Origin of the sequence: Paenibacillus barengoltzii NBRC 101215 (genome assembly GCF_004000745.1) — a bacterium.
In the GTDB taxonomy this organism is placed as follows: domain Bacteria; phylum Bacillota; class Bacilli; order Paenibacillales; family Paenibacillaceae; genus Fontibacillus; species Fontibacillus barengoltzii.
Genome location: NZ_BILV01000037.1, coordinates 16,064 through 38,727, shown reverse-complemented (window position 1 = coordinate 38,727; position 22,664 = coordinate 16,064). Strand labels below are relative to the sequence as shown.

The window sequence follows — 22,664 nt, the reverse complement described above, 5'->3', positions numbered from 1 at the left end:
CAATCGAATTGAACTTTTTATCTATAGGCTTGGGCCGGGGAAACACGTTATAATTAGGTCTTGATCTGACATACTGACAAACGCATAAAGCCAACGTACCAACGAACCGATTAACCCAGTTACCTGCTTATTTACAAACCAGAAGGATACGGGGGAGGAACGGATGTTGAACATTCAATCTTTGTGGCGGAAACGGGAAAGCGTGATCGTAACCTGGCTCGTTTCGTACAGTGCAGTGTTGTTTGTGCCGATTCTGTTCAGCCTCATCATTTACGCTCAGGCCAATACGGCATTAAAGAGCGAAATTCATCGGGCGAATGATTCATTGCTGAAGCAAATGCGCTACACGATCGATACGCAAATCGATTTGATGAAGCGGCTCAACATGGAGATGACCTGGAGTCCGAACTTGCAAACTTTGATGTACTCAAGCCAATCTGACGCCGAAGCGCCTTACACCGCATATCAGCTTGTCAAGGAGTTCCGCCTGTTCAAGACGTCGTACGCCACGATCGATGAATTTTACGTAGTCTGGAAAAAAGGGGATGCGGTTCTCCGGGCGGGGAATATTCGGGATATCCCTACCGCCTTTCATACGATTCACGAAACCGGAGACCTTAGTTTGGAGACATGGAAACGGTCAGTTTTGGAAGCGGATACAAAGCGCTTTATGGTGCTCCCTCACCTCAATGCGGGGCCTGCGGAATCCTCGATCGCTTATGTCACGCAGCTGCCTGCTGATCTAAATGGGCAAGAGACCGGGACCGTTGTGGTGATGACGGATACGAGCCGATTCCAGCAGGCACTTGAGGGGATCTCCGGCTTCAGTGATGGTCTGCTAATGATCCTCAATCAGAATGACGAAGTGCTGATGACCAATCGGGACCCTGCCGAGGAGCTGCTTCCCTTTATGGAGGGCAACCGCGTAAGGCTGGATCAGGCGAAGGTCGGAGAATCGGAGCTGTTCTATATGGATTCGGCGGTATCGGATCTTAAATATGCGTTGATCATCCCAAGCGGGTTGTATTGGGAAAAAGCCGTGAACGTCCGCAATTTCACGTATATCAGCATCCTGGTCAGCTTGGTCGGTGCCAGCGTGTTGACGTGGTTTTTTATGCGCCGTAATTATTCTCCTATCCAACAGCTGGTGGAGTCGTTGAAGGACAAAACGTCGCAGTCTGTACCTGGAGAACCGAATGAGCTCCGGTTTATCCAGAACATGATCCAGCGGGCCCGGAGCGAGAAGAATGAGATTGCCCAGCAACTCCAGAAGCATCAGCAGGTGCTTCGTTCGAATTTGATCTATCGACTGCTGAAGGGGAAGACCGACCCGCTTGTTCCTTATGAGGAATCGTTTCGTTCCTTTCAGATGCCGCTGTATTCGCGGGATTTTGCAGTTATTTTATTTGTGATCGAAAATGAAGATCGGCTCTATGACAAGTTGCCTGGCGTGGGATTAAGCGAACGGAGCAAACTGATTCAGCTGATCATCTCCAATGTGGTCGAGGAACTGGTTGCCACGCGAGGACATGTGGGCTATGTTGCGGAGGTCGACGAGATGATCGTATGCCTGGTGAATTTGCAGGCGGATTCCGTGACATGGAGCGAGGATTTGAGAGCGATTGCGGCGGAAGCTCAGCGATTCTTGGAGCGTTACGAGATGGAGCTGACGATTTCGTTCAGCGGTCGCCATCCATCCTGGATTGGCATTCATGAGGCGTATCAAGAAGCAGTGGATGCGATGGAATACAAGATGGTTTTGGGGAAGAAAGGGATCATTGCTTACGGGGAAATCCAGCAAGAGACGACAGGTGGGATGTATGGGTATGACTATCCGCTGCAGACCGAGCAGCAGCTGATTAACTTCATCAAAGCCGGGGATGCCGAACAGGCCGGTCATTACATGAATGAGATCATGAAGCGGAATTTGGAGAAGCCGGTGATGTCGCTGAATGTGGCTAAATGCCTCATGTTTAATTTGGTAAGTACGATGATCAAGGTCATCCATGAACTTGGCGGACATGAGGATGATTGCCGGCTGGCCGATTATCCGCTATGGATCGATGAGGTGCTGGCCTGTGATACCGTACAGGAAATGCAAAGCGCTCTGCAAAGCTTGCTGCATGAGGTCTGCACCTTTGCCGCCGACAAACGTGCAAGCCATCTGTTAAGAGAACGGGAGGACTCGCTCCGCAACCTGATCGAGAAAGTGTCGGCGTATATCGCGGAACGATATAACGACGCCAACTTAAATGTCAATGCGATTGGTGATCATTTTGGGATGAAAGGCAGTTACCTCTCCAAGCTTTACAAGAATCAGACGGGAGAAGGCTTGCTGGACAGCATCCACCGATGTCGAATTGAGAAGGCGAAGGAGCTCATGCGAGCGCAATCGGAATCGATCAGCGAGCTGTCCAAAGTAGTGGGGTATAACGATGCCGCTACGTTTATTCGGGTGTTTAAGAAGTATGAAGGCATCACGCCAGGCAGATATAAAGAGATCAGCGGCATGAATGGGAAGGAGGTTACGGTATGAGTCGGAATCGAGATCAGGTTCAGCCTTATGCAAACCGAGGACTCGCGATGGTGGTGATCCTGGCGTTGTTTGTCTTGTTGAGCTCTTGTGATTCCAGTGTGAGGCCTTTCCATGGGTCATCCGCTGCTTCGGTGGAGAGTCCACAGGAGATACAACAATCGGTCGGGAAAGAAGCGAAGGAACAGGTGACGCTGACCTATTGGGCTGAGCTCAACGGAAATGCAGCCAGTATCAAATCTAAGTTCAGCGAAGTTCCCTTCTTTCAAGAATGGCAACGGAGAACCGGAGTCCAGCTTAATTTCATTCAGCCTCCAGCCAATCAAGGGAAGGAGGCAATCAGCGTCCTGCTTGCTTCCGGAGAACTGCCGGATTTGATCGAATATGAATGGATCAATTATCCGGGCGGCCCGGAGAAGGCAATGAACGATGGTTATATTCTGAGGCTTAACGATATCCTGGACCAATATGCCCCGAATTTGAAAAAGTATCTCCAAGCCCATCCCGAAATTGATCTCCAAGTTCGTACTGCAAACGGCAGTTACTACGCTTTCCCTTTTATTCAGGGTGAACCGCGGCTTCGCACTTACCAAGGCCCGATCATCCGCAAGGATTGGCTGGATGACCTTGGGCTTGAGATTCCGGAGACAATCGAGGAATGGCATGATGTGCTGAAGGCGTTCAAAGAACGGAAGGGAGCAGAGGCTCCGCTCACCTTCCTTGGCGTACCCAATCCGTTGTTTGGTATCGAAGGCGGTGGATTCGTTGGCGCTTTTGGGATTAAGAAAAACTTCTACCAGGAGCAGGGGAAGGTCAAATTTGGCGCCATCGAGCCGGAGTACAAGGCGTTTCTTGCACTGTTCCGCGACTGGTATCAGGAAGGGCTTATCGATCCCAACCTTGCTGCAGTGGACTCGGAAACCCAGGATACAAGCATGATTCTCGGGCGCAGCGGCGCCAGCATCTGGAACGCCGGGGCGGGAATCGGGACTTGGTTGCCGGTGATGCGAGCCCGGGACCCGAAGGTCGAACTGGCGCCGACGCCTTATCCGGTACTGAAAAAGGGGGATCGTCCGAAATTTGGTCAACTTGCTCCGGTCGCGGGAGTCAGCGGCAGTGTTGCGATCTCAACAAGCAATCAGCATGTGGAGGAATCGGCCCGGATGCTGGATTATGGTTACAGCCCTGAGGGGCATATGCTGTTCAACTTTGGGATCGAAGGGGTTAGCTATGAAATGAAGGACGGTTATCCAGCTTATACCGACCTCATTTTAAACAATCCGAACCAGTGGGCTCCATCACAAGCGCTGGCGATGTATACACGGGCTAGTTATTTTGGTCCGTTCGTGCAAGATGTACGGTATATGGAGCAGTATTATGCGTTGCCAGAGCAGCAGGAGGCTGCCCGGCTGTGGTCCGACACGGACGCTGCGCTGCACATCTTGCCGGTACTGCCGAAGACCGAGGAGGAGAGTACGGAGTTTTCGGTCATTATGCAGGACGTGAACCGCCTCGTGGATGAAATGTCGCTTAAGATCATCTATGGGATGGAGCCGCTGGATGCGTTTGAAGGTTACGTGGAGCAAATCCATGCCATGGGGATCGACCGGGCAATTCAAATCCAACAACAGTCCCTTGATCGATATAACGCGGCATTATCTGCGAGATGATGGTTGGATTTGGATAAAATGGCAACGCGAGTGGCGTTTTTGAGCATCGATAAACAAGCTTTCTCGCTTTACAATCGGGGGTGAATCCCATATACAAAGGAGGAAGATGATGTGATGCGCAAAAGATGGCCCGCTCTGCTGCTCGCCCTCGCCGTTGTCGCCGGATTCGCTGTTCCGGGAGGAGGTGCTGTCTCGGTGTCAGCTGAAGAAGCGAATCCTACAGCTAATCAAGGTCCGTCCCTTGGTCGTGATGGGAGAAGCCTGCTTTATCCCAAGGGGTGGTATCCGGGATACCGGACGGAAGAGGGGCAATTTTTGCATGACTTCTCCTATGCAGGCTATCGGAGAGGTGAGATGCCGATCCCTTCCGTTAACAAGCACCGGGGCATTAATGTAACGAAATCTCCGTACCGTGCGGACCCTACGGGGCGTACAGACTCCACACGCGCCATTCAGCAAGCGATTGATGATGCGGCGGAGCGCGGTGGAGGCGTGGTCTACCTTCCCAAAGGGACGTACCGTGTGACACCCCAGGAAGGGAAGGATTATGCTCTGAATATCCACTCCAGCGGGGTGGTGCTTAAGGGTGACGGGCAGCAACAGACGCATATTTACAATACTCAGGAGTTTATGAAACAAAAGGACATCATCCGGGTTGGCAATGGAGATTGGAAACGGACCAGCACGGTGACCAAGCTGCGCAAAACGGTGTCCGAACCTACGGTGCTGTTGCCCGTAGAAAGCACGGATGGCTTTCAAGTGGATGACTTTGTCGTGATCACCTTTGAGACGACGGAAGGCTTCCTGAAGGAGCATGGGATGCAGAATAAATGGGCTTCCCGTCTAGGTAAGGTGGAGCCGATATTTTATCGGCAGATCGTGGCGGTTGATCCCAAGGCCAGAACCCTGACCCTAGATATTCCTACCCGATATCCTCTGAAGCTTCGCGATGACATTACGATTACCAAAACGGAAGCCCCCATTACGGAAGTTGGCCTGGAGGACTTCTCGATCGCGAACGTTGAGAACTCGAAGCCGGGGCTTGGGGAAGATGATTTCAAAGTGGAAGGAACCGCCGGGTACGAATCTGATAATGCTAAAGCGATCAATATGATTGCAGTGGCTAACAGTTGGATCCGCAATGTTAGCACGTACAAGCCGCCGGGGAATGCCACCTACCATATTTTATCGAAGGGCATTATTTTAGACCGGACAAAAAATATCACCGTCGACAACGTCACGATGCAGTATCCGCAATACCGGGGAGCCAACGGAAACGGCTATCTGTACCAATTCATCGGAAACGATAACCTGATTAAGAACAGCCGTGCCGTTGGGGCGAGACACAGCTTCACCTATGCCAATTTCTCAGCAAATGGCAATGTGTTGCTCGATTCGTATTCTGAGAACTCTTTTTACCTCACGGACTTCCACATGTATTTGAGCATGGCCAATTTGATTGATAATTTCACGGTGAACGGGGACGCGATATCCGCGATTACAAGGGATTACGGCTCGTCCGCAACGAGCCGGCACGGCGTAGTGACAACCGAAAGCGTATTTTGGAATACGAAAGGCATCGCTGCCCATTCAAGTAAACCTGGGGTCATTATCGAATCGGAGCAGTTTGGCAACGGGTATATCATCGGTACCCAAGGGAAAGTGAACGGGGTGAAGGTCGATATTGTAGGCTCGATCCCGGATGCCGATACCTCGCCGTTTGATTGGGTTGAAGGCGTTGGGCAAGGGGAGCGGCTATTCCCGCAAAGCTTGTACAAGGATCAAACGAAGCAACGGTTGGATCTTCAGGCCTTAGGTCTCCAGTCGATCCTCGTCAACGGGGAAGCCGTAGCGGGCGTGCAATTTTTGCGAACGCAATATGATTACGTACTGCCCTTTGGCACGACAGAAACCCCAGTCCTTTCTGCACAGGCGGTTTCCGAGGATGCCCGTCTCAAGATCGATCAACCTAAAGGGATCGACGGAACTGGTGTAATTACGATTACACGGCGTGGAAAGACACAAACGGTTCGGGTGAAGTTCAGCGTGGCGAAGACGCCGGTGCTGCCGGAGAATATTACGATTGCTCCGGACAAAAGCGTACCGGGCTGGCGTTCCGCCGGTTATGCGATCAGTGCAGGCAAGACCGGACGTCTGCAATCTTTCCTGACGCTCGATAATGGAGAAGTCGTGAACACTTCCGAGTTGAATATCCCGGTAACGTACCGGGTTAGTGACGAACAGGTGGGCTATATCGAAGGGAATACATTTTACGCTGAACGGCCCGGTGTCGTTGATATCATTGCCAGCTGCCAGCTCCAAGGCGTGATTGTTGAAGCGCGCCAGACCTTTGAGGTGCTGGAACCTATCCCTGAGCCGGAGGGACCTTTAGCCGCAATTGCCAAAGTATCGGCCAGCGCAGATGACGGCAATGTGCCGAGCAACACACTGGATCGTGATCCGGACACCCGTTGGTCGGCGGATGGGAAAGGCCAATATTTACAGATAGAGCTGGATGAGGTCACGACGGTAGATGGGGTGAGCCTGTGGTTTTATAACGGTCACACCCGTTCGAACTATTTTGATCTGGAGGTCTCCGTGGATGGCGTGCATTTCGAACCCGTTCTAACGGGGATGGCCAGCAAGAAACAAACGGAGCTGGAGACGTTTGAGTTTACGCCGACGCCGGCAAAATTTATCCGATATGTGGGGCAAGGTAACGAGATCAATACGTGGAACAGCTTGCTTGAAGTTTGGGTTCACGCTGAATAATGTCGAATAATCAGGGCTGGAATCCCTCTACAATAGGCCAAACAGATCATTTGCGCTCCTCCGTTTTATGTTAATCTCATTCTGAATCAAATCGCCCTGGAAGAAGTACGGACATTTGAGGATCGCATCACAGGGAAATCAGAGAAGGAATGGAGTGTAGAGGAACGAGTGAAGAACAAGGCAATCTTGCTGTTGTTGGCAATCTGTTTGGCGGGAATTATGGGAGTCACCACTCCGGCCCAAGCAGAGGCAAGATCAACCAAAGCCATTTGGGCATGGGATTTCTATGATGCGGCTTCCAACTCACAAAAAATTACGTCTTTGCTGGAGTTTTTGAAGGACCAGAACATCAACCTGTTGTTTATTGGAACAAGCAGAACGCTGCCGGATCAACCGGCAACCTATACGGAGCTGATCAATCGTGCACATGCGGAGGGGATCCGCGTCTTTGCGCTGGTCGGAAGAGCCGAGTGGGCCTTGGAAGGACGACATCGCGATGCGCTCGCAGAGCTTCGTCAGGTGCTGGCGTTTAATGCTTCCCACCCGGACAGCACCTTTGACGGCATTCAATTTGATATTGAACCGCATGTCTTGCCGGAATACCAAACGAAGCGAGGTTCTGTCAATTATCAATACCTGCAGGTGTTGAAGAAAATCGCGGCAGAAATTCGCACCAGCGGCAATCCGCTCGAGTTTAATGCGGCGATTCCTTGCTGGTATGCGACAGGGGAAAATCCGGTGATGGTGGAGACAGGCGGACAACGGAAGCCGTTAAGTTACTTCGTATTGGATATCGTGGATACCGTATCCCTAATGGCTTACCGCGACACGGCTGACCGGCAGATTCGCGCGTCATTGGCGGAAGCCGATTATGCCGCAAGCTTGGGGAAGAAGGTTTATATCGGTGCAGAGACCAGTCCGCCTAATGGCTCTACGATTCCCAGTGAGATTACGTACTATAATAAAGGCTTAGTTTACATGAACCAACAGATTCAGGCCATCAACGCTTATTTTGCGCAGCATGCCGGGTTTGGCGGCATCGCCATCCATCAATACCCTGCTTACCGAATTATGCTGCAAGACCGGTAAGAAGCAATCGGCGGGTAAGGCTTATCTGTACGCATACGGACAACTGAACATGAATAAGGATGAAAAAAGAAGGATGCGAACCTGTTCGCTTCCTTCTTTTGCTTTTACACAAGATTAACACGCGGATGATACCGCCTTGATGTTCGAGCAGTACCATGAGAACATGTGGGACCGTTCCCACTTCAAGATAGGTCATTAGGCTTTGTGATGATTCTATAAAACAAGAAAGGCGATGAGCCGTATTGCTAGTACTCGATGTGATGGGGCGTGTGACGCCGGACAATAACAAGACGCATATTCGTATTCCGTTTCAATTGGATGAGGATTGCAGCCGGTTGCGACTGAAATTTGAATATACTCCGAAGCTGCTGGAAGAGCGCGGACGATCTTTGGAACTGCTAAGTCAAAGCTTCGACGCATATCTGCTGCCGGAACAGAAGGCACCGGCATTAGCCCAAGCAGACAAATATATCCCCCTGAAAAACCTGATCACGCTCTCGCTTGACGATCCGCTAGGTTATCGGGGCGCCTGTCATCGTCATGATCCGGTACAGGAGCTGGCGCTTTCGGCAAGGGAAGCTTCCCCTGGGTTACTTCCAGGCCCTCTACCCGCCGGAGATTGGGAAGTCACGCTAAGCGTTCACTCGATCGTCACGGATACCTGTAATTATTTGCTCCAAGTTTGGGCGGAAAAGGAGAATGAGGCGTAATGAAATGGTTGGCTTGTGAGCTGCATACTCATACGCTGCATAGCGACGGCGCCCAGACGCTGGAAGAGTTAGCAGAGGGCGCGGCAAAACTTGGGTTCGATGCAATTGCGCTTACCGATCACAATACGATGACCGGGCTCGCAGGGAAGGAGACGATCTCCAAAAAGTTTGGACTGCTCATCGTTCCTGGGATGGAGTGGACGACATTCTATGGCCATATGGTGACGATCGGATTAAGCGAATATGCGGATTGGCGGAAAGCCGACCGCAGCAAGATCGATGAGGGGATTCAAGCGGTGCATCGACTCGGCGGGATTGCCGGTTTGGCTCATCCGTTCCGGATCGGCAGTCCGGCTTGCACCGGATGCTTCTGGGAGTATGAGATTCAGGACTGGTCCGTTGTTGACTATATTGAGGTTTGGTCTGAGACGTTTGCTTCCATTCGCACCAACAACCGACGAGCGTATGCCCTCTGGACCGACAAGCTGAGTGAAGGCTTGCGGATCTCAGCGACGTCTGGCCGGGATTGGCATGTGCAGAAGGAGACGGATGAGCCGCTGTCGGTGACCTATCTCGGCATCCCGGAAGACGAATTGCCGAAGGAGGAACATCTGGTCAACGCACTTCGAGAAGGGAAAGCTTCGGTGACGATCGGCCCGTTGCTGCTGCTCTCGGTGAGCTGCGGCGGCGAAAGCTACGCTCTGGGTTCCGTCATTCCGTCACCTCTGCAACCGGAAGAGGACACGGATATGCAAGCGGAGATCACGATTGATTTCTCCGTTCGGCCGGGGTTATGGTCGTTGCCCGATCAAAATTTCAAGCTGATCCTCTGCTCGGACCGGGGCCAGGAGCTGGATACCGAGGTGATGTGGAACGGCGGCAAACCGGGCGACGATGTCATCCGTCTATCCGGTTTGCCGCTCTCGTCTGAGCCGAGAAAATGGCTGCGAGCCGAGCTTTGGGGGAGGGTGCGCGAAATTTATACGTTAATTGCTTTTACCAATCCGGTTTATTTCGATTAAGGAGGTAATTCATGACATGAAGCAATTCCCTTTGATCACAGCTCATACCGGGTGCATGGGGCACCCCGATCATTCCTTAGCCTCATTTAATGCTGCATTGGCCCTTGGAGTGGACGTTTATGAAGACGACATTCGGATTACGCGAGACGCAAAGTTGGTGTTGGCTCATGACGACGAGGTGGTGCTTGCAGATGGACGGCAGACCCGATTATCAGACATTACACTGGCGGAGCTGGAGGAATTTTCGAAGGAGGAGCGTCTCCCTCTGGAATCCGTTCTGCGTTGGATCAAAGAAACCGGAAAAACGATGAACCTTGATATCAAATCAGCGGCCTGCCTGGAACCAGCGGCTGCGACGCTGCTCCAAATGGGAATGACGAATCAAGCCTTCTTCAGCGGATGTGGGTATGCGGTTGCCATGGAAGCTGAACGTCTCACCCCGTCCATTCGTAAGCTGCTGAACGTCAATATCGACAGCTTTCGATTGAGCTCATATGCAGAGGCTGTTGCCCAGGCCTGTGATGAAGCCCGTTCGGCGCGATGCTTCGGGTTAAACGTTCCGTACCAGTTGGTTCGACCGGAGCTCATAACCGCGGCGAGACAAGTAGGGCTGGCGGTCTATGTGTGGACGGTCGCAGAGCCAGACGTTATGCGGCGAATGGCTGGCTTGGGCGTAGATTCGATCACATCCCGGAATGTTGCCGAGCTGATCGCTGTGAAAAACGAAATGATCGCAAGTGAAGGAGAGACTCTACGTTGACTAGGAAGCCGAACCATGGCTTGCGGGAGATAGCCCGGGTGGCGGGAGTATCCAAGTCCACCGCCTCCCGGGTGATCTCCGGCAACGGATATGCCAGTGCGGAGGTGAAGGAACGGGTGCTGCAAGCGGCGGAAGCTCTCCATTACAAGCCGAATGCTGTCGCCCGGGCGATGGTGACCAAACGCACCTACAATCTTGGGGTCATCGTATTTCGTGAGAAGCCGCCGATCGTCTCTCATCCGCTGTACGGCAAAATCATTGACGAAATTCTGTTCGCTTCCGAAGCCCGCGGGTATTCTGTCTTCTTGAAGACGGATCGAGAGATGAGCTTACGCTCCACCGATTTTTTACTGGAACAGCGGGTGGATGGATTGATTCTGGTCAGCCGTTTGCAGAAGAACGTGATCGATTACGTCAAAAAATTTCATCTGCCTTACCTCATGGTCAACGGTTCGACCGACGATCCGGATGTGATTCATCTCGTCAGCAACGATGAAACTGGCGGCGCGCGGGCAGCCGAATATCTATACGGGCTGGGACATCGTCAATTTTTCGTCATCGCCGGACCCATAGAGCATCGCAGTCACTCGCTCCGCTTAACGGGATTCCTCCGGCGTCTGGAACAATTAGGCCTCTCGGAGCAATCCGGCGCTGTAAGGGTGATTCCTTCTCCGGAGTCCAGCTTTGATACCGGCTTCCAACGGATGGAGAAGCACTTCTCGGACTTTCGGAAATACGGATATACCGCGCTGTTCACGACCAACGACATGCTGGCGCTGGGCGCCATGAAGTTGCTGCTGGATCGAGGCGTTCAGATTCCCCAGGAAGTTGCTGTCTTGGGGTACGACGATATCGAGCTTGGCCGCATGTACTCACCGTCGCTGTCAACGGTTACCGTAGATGCCGTCGGGATCGGACGAGATGCGGTGGAGCTGTTGGACAAGCTGATCCGCGGCGAAGCCGATTTGCCGAAGCTGGTGGAATATGAGAGTTATGTGGTCAAACGTCAATCAACGGAAGGGAAGGAGTGACCTGAATGGGATGGTATTGGAAAAAAGTAGGGGCAAGGCGAATTATCGAGTTTGTGCTGCTTACCGTGTTTGCGATATTTTTCGCCGGCCCGCTCTTGAACCTGCTGGTGCTGGCGTTCAGTGAGAAGTGGAACTATCCGGACGTCTTGCCGACGACTTGGGGATTCAAATGGTGGAACTTCGTATTAGCCAAGGACGACATCGTCTCCTCGATTTCATTGTCGTTCTTGATCGCAGTGATCGTAACGGCGTTATCCATCCTGATCTGTATTCCAGCTGCGTATGCATTCGCGAGAATCCAGTTTCCGCTGAAGCGAATGTTCTTGTTCTCGTTCCTGCTGACGCATGCATTCCCGAAGATGGGGTTATATGTCTCGATTGCGGTGTTGTTTTATCGAATTGGTCTCATGAATACCCTGCTGGGTGTCGTCTTGATTCATATGATTAATGTGTTGATGTTCATGACTTGGATTCCTACGGCTGCCTTCCGTAATGTGCATCGGGCGCAGGAGGAATCGGCACGGGATGTTGGGGCAACTCCATTTCGGGTGTTTCGGAGTATCACGTTGCCCATGGCGATGCCCGGCATTATGGTTGCTTCGGTCTTTACCTTTCTCAACTCGTTGGATGAGGCGCAAGGGACCTTCCTTGTGGGGATTCCGGATTTCAAGACAATGCCGATCGTGATGTACTCCATTATTTCGGACTTTCCGAGCAGCGCAGGAGCGGTGTTCTCCATCATTTTAACCTTGCCGACCATTATCTTGCTGCTTGCTGCACAACGTCTGGTCAGCGCAGATGTGCTGGCGAGCGGGTTCCAAACGAAATAAGCCGACCCAAGGGAAAAGGGGGTAAACCGCATGCAATTAGTGGTGCAAAATTTGACGAAACGTTATAAGACAGGGGACGGAGTCAGCGATATCAACTTAACCGTGAAGCAAGGTGAGCTCGTGACCCTGCTGGGTCCATCGGGATGCGGAAAGACGACGGTGCTGCGCAGTATCGGCGGCTTTCTCGAACCAGATGGGGGGGACATCCTGATCGAAGGCCGTAGCGTTATCGGGGTGCCGCCGGAGAAGCGCCCTACGTCGATGGTGTTTCAAAGTTACAATTTATGGTCGCACATGTCTGTGTACGAAAATTTGGCGTTTGGGCTGAAGATCCGTAAAATGCCCAAATTGGAAATCCGTGCTGCCGTCGCTGACGCGTTGAAGCTGGTCCGGTTATCGGGTTACGAGAAGAAGTATCCTGCTGAATTGTCGGGCGGACAGCAGCAACGCGTCGCCTTGGCCCGCTCCTTGTTGCTGAAGCCGGCTGTGCTGCTGTTGGACGAGCCGTTCTCGGCGCTGGATGCGAAGCTACGTCACGAGATGCGTGAGGAACTCCGTGAAATTCAAATGCAAACCGGACTTACGATGGTGTTCGTAACGCATGACCAAGAGGAGGCCTTGTCGCTCTCCGACCGGATCGTGGTGATGAATCACGGGCAAATCGAGCAAATCGCAGGCCCGCAACAAATTTACGATGCGCCTGAGACTTTATATGTGGCAAGCTTTATCGGCAAGATGAACTTTTTGGAGGGGGTGGCGGATGAACGAAGCATCCGGATCGGCGCGCTCCGCTTTCCGAATGAGAAGCGGCTCAGCGGCAAAGTTACCGCAGCTATCCGACCGGAGGATGTCGTGTTAAGTGAGGCAGAGGAGAATGAAGAGAAGTTGGCGGGGAGAATCAAGCAAGTGATGGTACTAGGGCATTATGCCGAAGTGACCGTGGAGCTGCCGGGATGGGGGACGCTGCGTACGTTCCAATCGAAGGAAGCAACACAGCACTTGTCGGTTGGGAAGGACGTTGGCGTCAAGATTGTCAAATTGATCGGGTTTCCGTCAGGTGAACCCAACTAAGGGAGGATAAACGAACATGAGATCCAAGAAACCGTGGTTAACTCTATTGTCTACTGCGTTGTTGTCAATGACCTTGCTTGCCGGATGTGGGGGTGCGGGTATAAATGGAGCGGCGTCAAATACACGAGCACAGGGCGAATCAACGACAACGCCGGCAACGGCGAATGCACCGGTGAAGTTTAACTTTTACTTTACAGGCTCGCAAAACGTGAAGGATCTGTGGGATACACTGATTCCGATGTTCGAGAAGCAAAACAATCAAGTAGACGTGAACCCCGTTTATATCCCGTCCGGAACCGGTGCGCAGCCGACCTATGATCGGATTCTGGCTGCCAAGCAGGCTGGCAAAGGCTCGGGGGACATCGATTTGTATGAAGACGGAATCGGCGTTGTATCCCAAGGCACGAAGGACGGAGTGTGGCAGCAGTTAGATTCGAACGCTATCCCGAATCTGGCCAAGGTCAATCCCGATACTATGAAAGACGTGGATAACTACGCAATTCCTTACCGTTCCTCCGCCGTTGTTCTAGCTTACGACAGTACGAAAATCTCCAACCCGCCAAAAACGTTGGACGAGCTGTTGGCTTGGATCAAGGCGAACCCTGGACAATTTGCTTATAATGACCCGTCCACCGGCGGTGCGGGCAGTTCCTTTGTTCATACGGTAATCTACAAGGACTTACCAGAGGAAGATATTCACAATTCCGATCCATCCGTGATGGCCAAATGGGATCCTGGATTCCAAACGCTCAAAGAGCTGGGTCAATACGTTTACGGTGATGGGATTTACCCTAAGAAGAACCAAGGCACCTTAGATCTTCTGATGAACGGCGAGGTATCGCTGATTCCGGCATGGTCGGATATGGTGCTGCAGCAAATTAACGAAGGCTTGCTTCCCGATACGATCAAAATGCAGCAAATCACGCCTGGCTTTAACGGCGGGCCTACGTATCTGATGGTCAACGGAGAGTCCGATAAAAAAGAAGCAATCTACCAGTTCCTCGACTTTGTCCTGTCGCCAGAAGCACAAAACGTCATCGTCGAGAAAATGAACGGGTTCCCGGGGATCGAATTGTCCAATATGCCGCAGGAAACACAGGATAAATTCAAAGGGGTGGCCGAAGGCTTCCGCACCTTCAACATTGGCGACCTCGGCACAGAAATCAACAAACGTTGGCAAAGTGAAGTTGCTGCACAATGAGTAAAGAGTGGAAACAAGCGATGGCGGGGCTGGCAATGGTCCTCCCCTCCTTCGCCATTTTATTGGTTGTCGTCATCATCCCTATCATCCAATCATTGGTGCTAAGTCTCACGAACGAGGCTGGGGGATACGATTTGAGCCGGTACCATTACCTGTTTGCGGATAAAGGGATGCGGGCGAATTTACTGTTTACCTTGCGGATCACCCTCATTACCTGTGCCTTGGTGCTGCTAATCAGCTATACGCTGGCGATCTACATGCGTTTTAATCAGGGCCCCATCGTCGAGCTGATACGCAAGACGTATATGATCCCGTTGTTCATTCCAGGGGTGATCGCGACTTATGGGCTGATCAATCTGCTCGGGAACCACGGCTGGTTGGCGCGCCTGCTTACGCACATCGGCGTCACGCTGCCGCGGATTATTTTCGATGAGAAGGGGATCATCATTGCGAACCTCTGGTTCAATATTCCGTTTACGACCATGCTGCTCAGCTCGGCGCTGGCCGGAATTCCTTCATCGGTTATCGAAAGCGCCAAAGACGTCGGAACAGGGAAGTTAAGATTGTTTGCGAGATTTATTTTACCGTTGTCCTACAAAACGTTTCTCGTTGCGCTAACCTTCGTGTTTATGGGGGCTATTGGCTCCTTTACGGCTCCATTCTTGCTGGGGGCTAACTCACCGCAAATGCTGGGCGTGTCCATGCAGCAGGTGTTTAGTGTCTTTCAGGAGCGAGAGCAGGCAGCAGCGATGGCGTTCTTCTCGTTTCTGCTTTGTTCCGTGCTGGGAGTGTTCTACATTCGTTCCATGGCCAAAGAGGAGAACGCCAAATTATAACAAGGCTCGATGTACCCCGGGATTCGGGGTTCTTTTTTTATAACCATCTTTTCCATTGATTTGGTGATTTGGAGTCGCTTACAGTATAATTATTCTGTAATTTTCAGATCGAGAGGGGATGTCCGTGAATAACGTAGACAGGTCAAATCAAGCGACAACAAAAGAGCAGTGGAAAAGAAATATCATCCTGTTCCTGAGCAGTCAAACCATTTCACTGTTTGGTTCTTCGCTGGTGCAGTATGCCATCATGTGGTATATTACGCTGAATACGAAGTCGGGGATTATGATGACGTTATATATCATCTGCGGGTTTATTCCCACGTTCCTGTTATCCCCGGTGGCGGGTGTTTGGGCGGACCGATACAACCGAAAATGGTTAATTATGCTGTCAGATGGCATGATCGCTTTGGCCACCCTGATCCTCGCGCTCCTGTTCCTGATGGGATATGAGGAAGCATGGCTGCTCTTTGTTATGGCTGCGATTCGTGCGCTTGGCTCGGGTGTGCAGACGCCGTCAGTTGGGGCAATTTTGCCGCAAATCGTACCGTCCGACCAATTAACGAAGGTGAACGGAATTAACGGAAGCATTCAAGCCGTCATTATGTTTGTGTCCCCTATCGTCAGCGCTGCACTGCTTACCGTGGCTACGATCGAAACCATTTTCTTCATCGATGTGGTTACGGCGGCGATCGCAATTTTGACACTGTTGCTTTATTTCCGGATACCGCCGCATCAACGTGCCACCGACCAGCAGTCGTCCAGCTATTTCAGCGATCTTAAGGAGGGGCTGCTCTACATTCGTCGGCAAGCGTACTTAAAATCCTTTTTCGCTTTCATGGCGGTCTTCTTTATTCTGATGGCCCCCGCCGCATTTTTAACCCCGCTTCAGGTGACTCGAACTTACGGCGAGGAAGTCTGGCGGCTTACTGCAATTGAAATTGCTTTTTCCGTCGGCATGATGGCGGGTGGGGGATTGATTGCCGCATGGGGCGGCTGTAAGAATAAAGTCCATACGATGACGCTGGCTACCGTTCTGATGGGGGCATGCACGTTTTTGCTCGGCGTCATTCCCGTCTTTTGGATCTATCTGGCGTTTATGGCCTTGTTTGGGGTAGCCATGCCGGCTTTTAATACGCCAACGATGACGATGATTCAGGAAAAAGTCGATGAGAGCTATTTGGGAAGGATTTTCGGGGTGTTCAGCATGATTTCCACGTCGATGATGCCGATCGGGATGTTGATCTTCGGGCCGATCGCCGATGTGATCGCGATCGAATGGCTGCTGATTGCGACCGGCCTTCTCATCTTAATTCTTTCGATCTTTCTTGGACGGAATCAAGCATTGCTGGAAGCCGGCAAACCGGTCATTCAGGAAGGCGCACTGCCGTGACAAACGTAGCCTCGAAATCGATTCATGTTAAGTGACAGCGCAACTCGGAAAGCATAAAATCCCTAGGCTTATTTAAGTGTGCTTGAAACCGGTGTATGAATGGATGGGCCAAGGACAATGTTATGTCCTTAGTCCTTAGCGTTTTTTAAGGGAGTTCCCGTAGCAGAGGACCGGCGCCGACAGGCGCTAGTTTCTCTGCTTTTTTATTTTTTCAGCGATAAGGGAAGTTAGCTATAAGGTTATTAGAAATAAGCGGTGTAACGCACCGAATTGGAGACAAGGAACTTCTCTGGAATTACATGCGAGTGAGCATATGGGGTTTGTCGGACAGAACGGTGCAGGAAAAAGTACGCTGATCCGCATGCTTATCGGCGAGTTGATTCCGGATCAAGGCCTCATCAAATGGCAGCCGCGTCTGCGGCTAGGACACCTGGATCAATATGCCCGAATTCCGGGGGCGATGTCGATCCGGGATTATATGCGGATTGGAAAGTAAGACAGCTAAGTTTAAAACCTAACGAGGGCGCCCACAGGTTAATTGGGGCGCCCTTTCAATATGATATTGTTAGCTTTGCCAAAGTCGAGAGCGACTTTGCCCGTTTTCGCCGCAATCTGTTCCGCGAGAACTACTGCACTGACTCCGCAGGAAATCAGAGACACGTCAAAGCTATTCTTATGAGCGATAACCCACTTCATCGTATTCCGATACTCCGACCATTGGTCAAACGGCAGTGCATGTACGATCTTTTGATTATAGGGTTCTTGTTCAAGCCGTTCCTTGAGCTTTGCAGCTTCCCGTGTGATGATCAGAATTCTCCGGCCGGAAAGGAGGGACCAGAATTCCTCCATTTTGGCCAACTCCCGGTTCACTCCGGCATGGCAAATCAAAGGCGGCTCAATCTTGTAATAGGAGAACACTTCGTCCGTTAAGGGTCTTTTTAAATAATTCGGTGCTTTAATCGTGTTGTCTCCGGGAGGAAGGATTCCAACAACGGTCGCCTTTTTTACAGAAGAAATCACGGCGTTTCGCAGATGTAAATTTGGTAGGGTCAGGCCTTTTTCCCCTCGGTTGGCTTTGATGGCCCACCGTTCCTGAAGCACTTTAGACACAGGCCAGACATGATGTTGAGACATGACCAAATTCTCCCCGTCACCAATCCTTACTAAGGAAAATGCCTTCTGATTCTTGAGTGCGTCTTCGATTGTCTTTAGCAAGTCTTTAGTATCTAAATAGATTTGTTGCATCCGACAATTCATTCCTTTCGCATGCTTAATCATTTCAGTCTATGATTGCGAGCACGGAATGAATTGTGTGCTTGTACTGCCAAGTAGTAGAGGAGGGTACAAGACTATTTTCAGCAAGCAATGGAATCCGTCCTGTCCGTTCGTTATCACAAACATATAGTAAAAAGTAGAAGGCCTGTTTTCCAGAACTAGATTAAGCTGAGTGAGCGGCTATAAGCAAGGAGGATTGTAGATGTCAAAAAGGATCGTAATCGAAAGCAATTTTAATACATTTGGATTTAGTCCGCACCGGCTGACCCGTCCCTGGCTAGAGAATCGAATTCAGATTTTTCGCGAGTTCACACTGAAGTCGCTGTTAGTTCAAACCAATCAAGACTTTATGGCGATCTTCAAGGTCGTGCCCGAGACAGAGAAAATGATCAACGAGATTTTGGCTAAATACCCTCGTCTACCGAAAAACATCATGTTTGTAACCCATCAAGAAGGGATGGAGCGCATTAAAACCTATGCTGGATCCTGCGAGAATTTGTATTTAGTTCGCATGGAATCTGACGATATGTACCATAAATCCTATATCCAACAGCTGCATGACCATCGACCGAAGCCAGGCACCCTTGCTTTAATTAATCAAAACGGTTACGCTTACGACTCGATCCATGGAGAAATGGTACCGATGTTTCGAAAATCTCCTCCATACTATGTCTTCTTGTATAAGACATCGGAATTTACATCCGGATATCGCATCAAGCTGCCAGGAAGGGCCACACACGGGAACGTGATTGAATTACCTCATGAAATCTTAACTCCTCGTAACTTTGTCGAAGTTATTCACCGCTATAATTCGATCCCGAGAACGCTCCCGGTTAGAGGACGACTGTCGAAAGAGGAGCAGAAAAAAGTGCTAAAAGAATTCATGGGGTAACTGCGTTATTGGAAGACGGCCCTGTCCTTCTCCTCACGTCCAACATATAGTGAAAGATCGGTAGCTCCGTTACACGAAAGTAAAAGTAACATACGGGCTATTATGACAAGGAGGGAAGTGCATGACTAGAAAAGTAGTGATTGAAAGCAATTTCAATACGTTCGGGTTATCGCCAGATCGGCTGACTCGGCCGTGGTTGGAGAAGCGCATCGCGATCTTTCGTAACTTTACCTTGAAATCATTAAGAGCCCAAACGAATCAAAACTTTCTGGCGATATTTAAGATTGCCGAAGAAAGCGAAGCGATTGTAGCAGATATCCTGTCAAAATATCCGCCGCTGCCAAACAATATCTGGTTTGGAACGAAACGCAACAGTATCGAGAAAATGAAAGCATACGCCGGAAATAGCGAGGATTTATATATCGCACGTTTGGATTCTGACGACCTGTATCATAAAACGTATGTCCAGCAGTTGTACGATTATCAACCGAAGCAAGGAACGATTGCTTTGATCAATCAAAACGGCTATTTATGGGACACGGTCAATGGAGAAATGGCACCAACCTTTCATTATTCCCCGCAATTCTATGTTTTTCTTTACAAGACTGCCGAGTATATGAAGGGATATCGCGTGAAGCTTCCAGGGCGGGGTACACATGGCAATGTGATTGATTTACCCCATGAACTGTTGGCTCCCCGAAATTATGTGAATGTCATCCATCAAAATAATACCTTAGTCAAGAAGGTACCGCAAAAAGACCGTCTAAGCCCGGCAGAAATCCAGAAAGTCCTGAAAGAATTTATGAGTTAACCGCGGTTTCCTCGAAATAGAGGAGGTGAAGGATTTTGGTAAACCAAGATCGGGTCAACGAGCGCTATTATGGTCAGGTGAACTCGGAAAAGTCCCATGAAGCAACAAGAGCACGCATTCATTGGATTTGCCGTCAAGTAACGGGTAGAAGAGTGCTCGACGTTGGGTGCAGCCAAGGGATTACTTCGATCCTGCTGGGCCGAGAAGGACGCAAAGTTCTTGGATTAGATTTGGAAGAAGGGGCGATCCAGTATGCGAAAAGGGAGTTGTCCCGGGAATCTAAGCCTGTCCGATCCAAGGTTCAATTTAAAGTCGCCGATGTTACGGAATTCCAAGGTCATAAGCTATTTGATACCGTCATTCTAGGACAAATTCTGGAGCATTTTGCGAATCCCGGAGTGTTGATCAGTCATGCTTATCGATTGCTGGCAGACGGCGGCACTCTGATTGTAACGGTGCCATACGGATATCATCCCTTCCACGATCATAAGCAGACCTTTTATGCCGGGAACCTAGGTATCTGCCTGGATCCTTGGTTCGAGGTCACGAAGATGGAAGTTCATCATAACTATTTGTGCTGCGTGGCTGTGAAACGTAAAGAGATTCGGAATCAAATCTTTCCTGATGCTTCCATGATGAAGCAATGGATTCTTTTTGACAGTGTAAAATTTGCCGAGATTGAACGCCAGCACATGAAAGACATCGAGCAGCGAAAAAAAGCGCTGGGGCAAGCAAATGAGCAACTGAAAGAACTGCGAAAATTGAAGTCCAATCAAGCGCCCAAGGTTTGAAAACACCCGATCCATCGGGTGTTTTTTATTGTTTAAATTCAGTTTAACTACCTCCGTTACTCTCCTAACTGTAAAACAAATTGATTGAAGGATAGGAGGACATCATCGATGATGACGAAAACTTCCGCTTTCACGGGCGGCGCAAGTAAGCCGGCGATTGAGGCTGAGGGACTCGTGAAAATATTTGGAACGAACCGTGCGGTTGATGGAGTGAATTTGCAGGTGGGGAGCGGGATGATATATGGCGTTCTGGGACCCAATGGAGCGGGAAAAACAACGACGATTCGTATGCTGGCGACTTTGCTGCGTCCCGATGCGGGTTCCGCCCGCATTTTTGGACACGATGTTGTCAAAGAGCAGCATATCGTCCGTCAGTTGATCGGGGTGACCGGACAGTACGCCTCGGTGGACGAAACGCTGAGTGCTACGGAAAATCTCATAATCTTCTCCAGGCTGTTAGGCTTGGGGCGCAGCGAGGCTCGCCGGAAAGCGGCAGAGCTGCTGGAGGAGTTCGGCTTGTCGGAAGCGGCCAAGCGCCCGCTGAAGCACTTCTCTGGCGGAATGCGCCGGCGGCTGGATTTGGCCGCGAGCCTGATTGCCCAGCCGCCGCTGATCTTCCTGGATGAACCGACAACCGGGCTGGATCCGCGGACGCGCTCGCAGATGTGGGAGACGATTCGCCGTCTTGTGGCGACTGGATCAACGGTGTTGTTAACCACTCAGTACCTGGATGAAGCTGACCAACTGGCAGACCGGATCGCCGTTATTGATCGCGGACAGGTCATCGCAGAAGGCACAGTCGATGAGTTAAAGACGTCGGTAGGGGCTTCGTCGTTACAGTTAAGAATTAAGGATCCGCTTCATTTGACAGCAACTCGCCAAATTGTGGAGCGGGTGCTGAAAGTGCCTTCCACCCTCACAGCAGAGGCAGGGAAAATTACCGCCCCAATGGCGGAGGCTGATCTGGTGACTGATCTATTGATCGCTTTGCGTGAAGCAGGCGTGGATTTGGCGGAATTAAGCGTTCAGAAGCCAACGCTGGATGAAGTCTTCTTAACACTGACCGGGCGGGGTGTTGAAGAGAACACTGCAGATCCACAGGCGTATGTTCTTGATCAGAAGGGGGTCATTGCATGAATCATGCGGATATTAATGCGAAGGCCGTACAGCCTCTAAAGAATCAAACGAACTTCCGACAATCACTTCATCACTCGTTGACCATGGCGTATCGAGGATTGTTAAAAATCAAGCGGACACCGGAGCAATTATTTGATGTGACGTTTCAGCCGATTATTTTTACACTGATGTTTACGTATATTTTTGGCGGAGCGATCTCGGGGGATGTGATGAGCTACTTGCCGGTGATTATTCCAGGGATTTTGGTGCAAACCGTCATTTCTACTTCTGTCGTTACGGGCGTACAGCTGCGCGAGGATATGGAGAAGGGCGTCTTCGACCGCTTTAAGTCGCTGCCAATCGCGCGGATTGCGCCATTAGCCGGCGCCCTGCTGGCCGATACCGTCCGATATACGATTGCAACGGTGCTGACGTTTGCCATGGGTTACATCATGGGACTTCGTCCAGATGGAGGATTGGGTAATGTCGTGCTAGCAGCGTTGCTGGTGATCGTATGTTCCTGGGCAGTTAGCTGGATCTTTGCTTTCTTTGGCGTCATCGCACGAACGGCATCCAGCGTACAAGGCATATCCATGATCGTGTTGTTTCCATTAACGTTCCTGTCCAATGCGTTTGTTCCAGTTGAAACGATGCCGAAATGGCTGCAATGGTTTGCAAACATCAATCCGATTTCGCATTTGGTGACAGCGGTACGGGAACTGGTGAACCATGGAACCATCGGTGGGGATATGCTGAGCTCGCTCTTTGGAGCAGCCGTGATTGTAGCGGTATTTGCACCGATGACGGTGCGCGCTTACATGAGAAGAGCATAAAAAAATAAGCCGGAAGACTTATCGTCTTCCG

20 protein-coding genes are annotated in these 22,664 nt (G+C 50.8%); 19 read left to right on the top strand and 1 reads right to left on the bottom strand.

The annotated features are described in order from the left end of the window. Positions 1-163: 163 nt before the first annotated feature. The 14 genes from PBA01S_RS11970 to PBA01S_RS23335 all read left to right on the top strand — a co-directional run bounded on the left by PBA01S_RS11970 (position 164) and on the right by PBA01S_RS23335 (position 17,411). Entirely contained in the window at positions 164-2,536 is a 2,373-nt protein-coding gene (locus tag PBA01S_RS11970) for a helix-turn-helix domain-containing protein (RefSeq protein WP_028537760.1), read from the top strand. Next, positions 2,533-4,203, top strand: coding sequence for an extracellular solute-binding protein (locus tag PBA01S_RS11965; protein WP_127576050.1), 1,671 nt, complete (start codon positions 2,533-2,535; stop codon positions 4,201-4,203). The genes PBA01S_RS11970 and PBA01S_RS11965 overlap by 4 nt, the downstream gene beginning before the upstream one ends. A gap of 114 nt (positions 4,204-4,317) precedes the next feature. Next, positions 4,318-6,975, top strand: coding sequence for a discoidin domain-containing protein (locus PBA01S_RS11960; protein ID WP_036699252.1), 2,658 nt, complete (start codon positions 4,318-4,320; stop codon positions 6,973-6,975). 168 nt (positions 6,976-7,143) lie between these two features. Beyond that, positions 7,144-8,064 carry a TraB/GumN family protein gene (locus PBA01S_RS11955; RefSeq protein WP_028537763.1) on the top strand — a complete coding sequence of 307 codons (921 nt, stop codon included), beginning with the start codon at positions 7,144-7,146 and terminating at the stop codon, positions 8,062-8,064. Between the two features lie 242 nt (positions 8,065-8,306). Next, positions 8,307-8,774: a hypothetical protein gene (locus tag PBA01S_RS11950; RefSeq protein ID WP_028537764.1), complete on the top strand. Its 468-nt coding sequence runs from the start codon at positions 8,307-8,309 to the stop codon at positions 8,772-8,774. Then, entirely contained in the window at positions 8,774-9,796 is a 1,023-nt protein-coding gene (locus PBA01S_RS11945; RefSeq protein ID WP_028537765.1) for a CehA/McbA family metallohydrolase, read from the top strand. The genes PBA01S_RS11950 and PBA01S_RS11945 overlap by 1 nt, the downstream gene beginning before the upstream one ends. Before the next feature lie 16 nt (positions 9,797-9,812). Then, entirely contained in the window at positions 9,813-10,556 is a 744-nt protein-coding gene (locus PBA01S_RS11940; protein ID WP_009226562.1) for a glycerophosphodiester phosphodiesterase, read from the top strand. Continuing rightward, on the top strand, positions 10,553-11,587 hold the full coding sequence (locus PBA01S_RS11935; protein ID WP_009226563.1) for a LacI family DNA-binding transcriptional regulator: 1,035 nt from the start codon (positions 10,553-10,555) through the stop codon (positions 11,585-11,587). Before PBA01S_RS11940 ends, PBA01S_RS11935 begins: the two co-directional genes overlap by 4 nt. Positions 11,588-11,592: 5 nt before the next feature. After that, positions 11,593-12,417, top strand: coding sequence for an ABC transporter permease (locus PBA01S_RS11930; RefSeq protein ID WP_009226564.1), 825 nt, complete (start codon positions 11,593-11,595; stop codon positions 12,415-12,417). Positions 12,418-12,447: 30 nt separating this feature from the next. Then, positions 12,448-13,488: an ABC transporter ATP-binding protein gene (locus PBA01S_RS11925; RefSeq protein ID WP_127576049.1), complete on the top strand. Its 1,041-nt coding sequence runs from the start codon at positions 12,448-12,450 to the stop codon at positions 13,486-13,488. A gap of 16 nt (positions 13,489-13,504) precedes the next feature. Beyond that, complete coding sequence (locus PBA01S_RS11920; RefSeq protein WP_127576048.1) at positions 13,505-14,689, top strand: extracellular solute-binding protein; 1,185 nt, start codon at positions 13,505-13,507, stop codon at positions 14,687-14,689. Then, entirely contained in the window at positions 14,686-15,525 is an 840-nt protein-coding gene (locus tag PBA01S_RS11915; protein WP_009226567.1) for an ABC transporter permease, read from the top strand. Before PBA01S_RS11920 ends, PBA01S_RS11915 begins: the two co-directional genes overlap by 4 nt. A gap of 124 nt (positions 15,526-15,649) precedes the next feature. Then, positions 15,650-16,915 carry an MFS transporter gene (locus tag PBA01S_RS11910; RefSeq protein ID WP_255315348.1) on the top strand — a complete coding sequence of 422 codons (1,266 nt, stop codon included), beginning with the start codon at positions 15,650-15,652 and terminating at the stop codon, positions 16,913-16,915. A 205-nt stretch (positions 16,916-17,120) separates the two neighbouring features. Beyond that, positions 17,121-17,411 (top strand): ATP-binding cassette domain-containing protein, encoded by a 291-nt coding sequence (locus tag PBA01S_RS23335; RefSeq protein ID WP_371859528.1) that lies wholly within the window; start codon positions 17,121-17,123, stop codon positions 17,409-17,411. Positions 17,412-17,449: 38 nt separating this feature from the next. Here the strand turns inward: PBA01S_RS23335 and PBA01S_RS11900 are convergent, their stop codons facing one another. After that, positions 17,450-18,160: a GT-D fold domain-containing glycosyltransferase gene (locus tag PBA01S_RS11900; protein WP_164744149.1), complete on the bottom strand. Its 711-nt coding sequence runs from the start codon at positions 18,158-18,160 to the stop codon at positions 17,450-17,452. Between the two features lie 232 nt (positions 18,161-18,392). Between PBA01S_RS11900 and PBA01S_RS11895 the strand changes: the two genes are divergently transcribed. From PBA01S_RS11895 to PBA01S_RS11875, 5 genes are all read left to right on the top strand, one after another. Further along, positions 18,393-19,082, top strand: a complete 690-nt coding sequence (locus PBA01S_RS11895) for a glycosyltransferase (protein WP_085170328.1) — start codon at positions 18,393-18,395, stop codon at positions 19,080-19,082. A 121-nt stretch (positions 19,083-19,203) separates the two neighbouring features. Further along, a complete protein-coding gene (locus PBA01S_RS11890; RefSeq protein WP_028537772.1) occupies positions 19,204-19,893 on the top strand; it encodes a glycosyltransferase in 690 nt (229 codons plus the stop codon). 35 nt (positions 19,894-19,928) lie between these two features. Continuing rightward, positions 19,929-20,684, top strand: coding sequence for a class I SAM-dependent methyltransferase (locus tag PBA01S_RS11885; RefSeq protein ID WP_085170329.1), 756 nt, complete (start codon positions 19,929-19,931; stop codon positions 20,682-20,684). A gap of 108 nt (positions 20,685-20,792) precedes the next feature. After that, entirely contained in the window at positions 20,793-21,821 is a 1,029-nt protein-coding gene (locus PBA01S_RS11880; RefSeq protein WP_028540120.1) for a daunorubicin resistance protein DrrA family ABC transporter ATP-binding protein, read from the top strand. Further along, on the top strand, positions 21,818-22,633 hold the full coding sequence (locus tag PBA01S_RS11875) for an ABC transporter permease (RefSeq protein ID WP_028540119.1): 816 nt from the start codon (positions 21,818-21,820) through the stop codon (positions 22,631-22,633). The genes PBA01S_RS11880 and PBA01S_RS11875 overlap by 4 nt, the downstream gene beginning before the upstream one ends. Positions 22,634-22,664 lie beyond the last annotated feature (31 nt).

Coding starts and splice junctions, on each gene's coding strand:
- PBA01S_RS11920 (WP_127576048.1), top strand. CDS start 13,505: ATGAGATCCAAGAAACCGTGGTTAACTCTATTGTCTACTGCGTTGTTG.
- PBA01S_RS11925 (WP_127576049.1), top strand. CDS start 12,448: ATGCAATTAGTGGTGCAAAATTTGACGAAACGTTATAAGACAGGGGAC.
- PBA01S_RS11960 (WP_036699252.1), top strand. CDS start 4,318: ATGCGCAAAAGATGGCCCGCTCTGCTGCTCGCCCTCGCCGTTGTCGCC.
- PBA01S_RS11930 (WP_009226564.1), top strand. CDS start 11,593: ATGGGATGGTATTGGAAAAAAGTAGGGGCAAGGCGAATTATCGAGTTT.
- PBA01S_RS11895 (WP_085170328.1), top strand. CDS start 18,393: ATGTCAAAAAGGATCGTAATCGAAAGCAATTTTAATACATTTGGATTT.
- PBA01S_RS11945 (WP_028537765.1), top strand. CDS start 8,774: ATGAAATGGTTGGCTTGTGAGCTGCATACTCATACGCTGCATAGCGAC.
- PBA01S_RS11875 (WP_028540119.1), top strand. CDS start 21,818: ATGAATCATGCGGATATTAATGCGAAGGCCGTACAGCCTCTAAAGAAT.
- PBA01S_RS11880 (WP_028540120.1), top strand. CDS start 20,793: ATGATGACGAAAACTTCCGCTTTCACGGGCGGCGCAAGTAAGCCGGCG.
- PBA01S_RS11915 (WP_009226567.1), top strand. CDS start 14,686: ATGAGTAAAGAGTGGAAACAAGCGATGGCGGGGCTGGCAATGGTCCTC.
- PBA01S_RS11890 (WP_028537772.1), top strand. CDS start 19,204: ATGACTAGAAAAGTAGTGATTGAAAGCAATTTCAATACGTTCGGGTTA.
- PBA01S_RS11965 (WP_127576050.1), top strand. CDS start 2,533: ATGAGTCGGAATCGAGATCAGGTTCAGCCTTATGCAAACCGAGGACTC.
- PBA01S_RS11900 (WP_164744149.1), bottom strand. CDS start 18,160: ATGCAACAAATCTATTTAGATACTAAAGACTTGCTAAAGACAATCGAA.
- PBA01S_RS11970 (WP_028537760.1), top strand. CDS start 164: ATGTTGAACATTCAATCTTTGTGGCGGAAACGGGAAAGCGTGATCGTA.
- PBA01S_RS11940 (WP_009226562.1), top strand. CDS start 9,813: ATGAAGCAATTCCCTTTGATCACAGCTCATACCGGGTGCATGGGGCAC.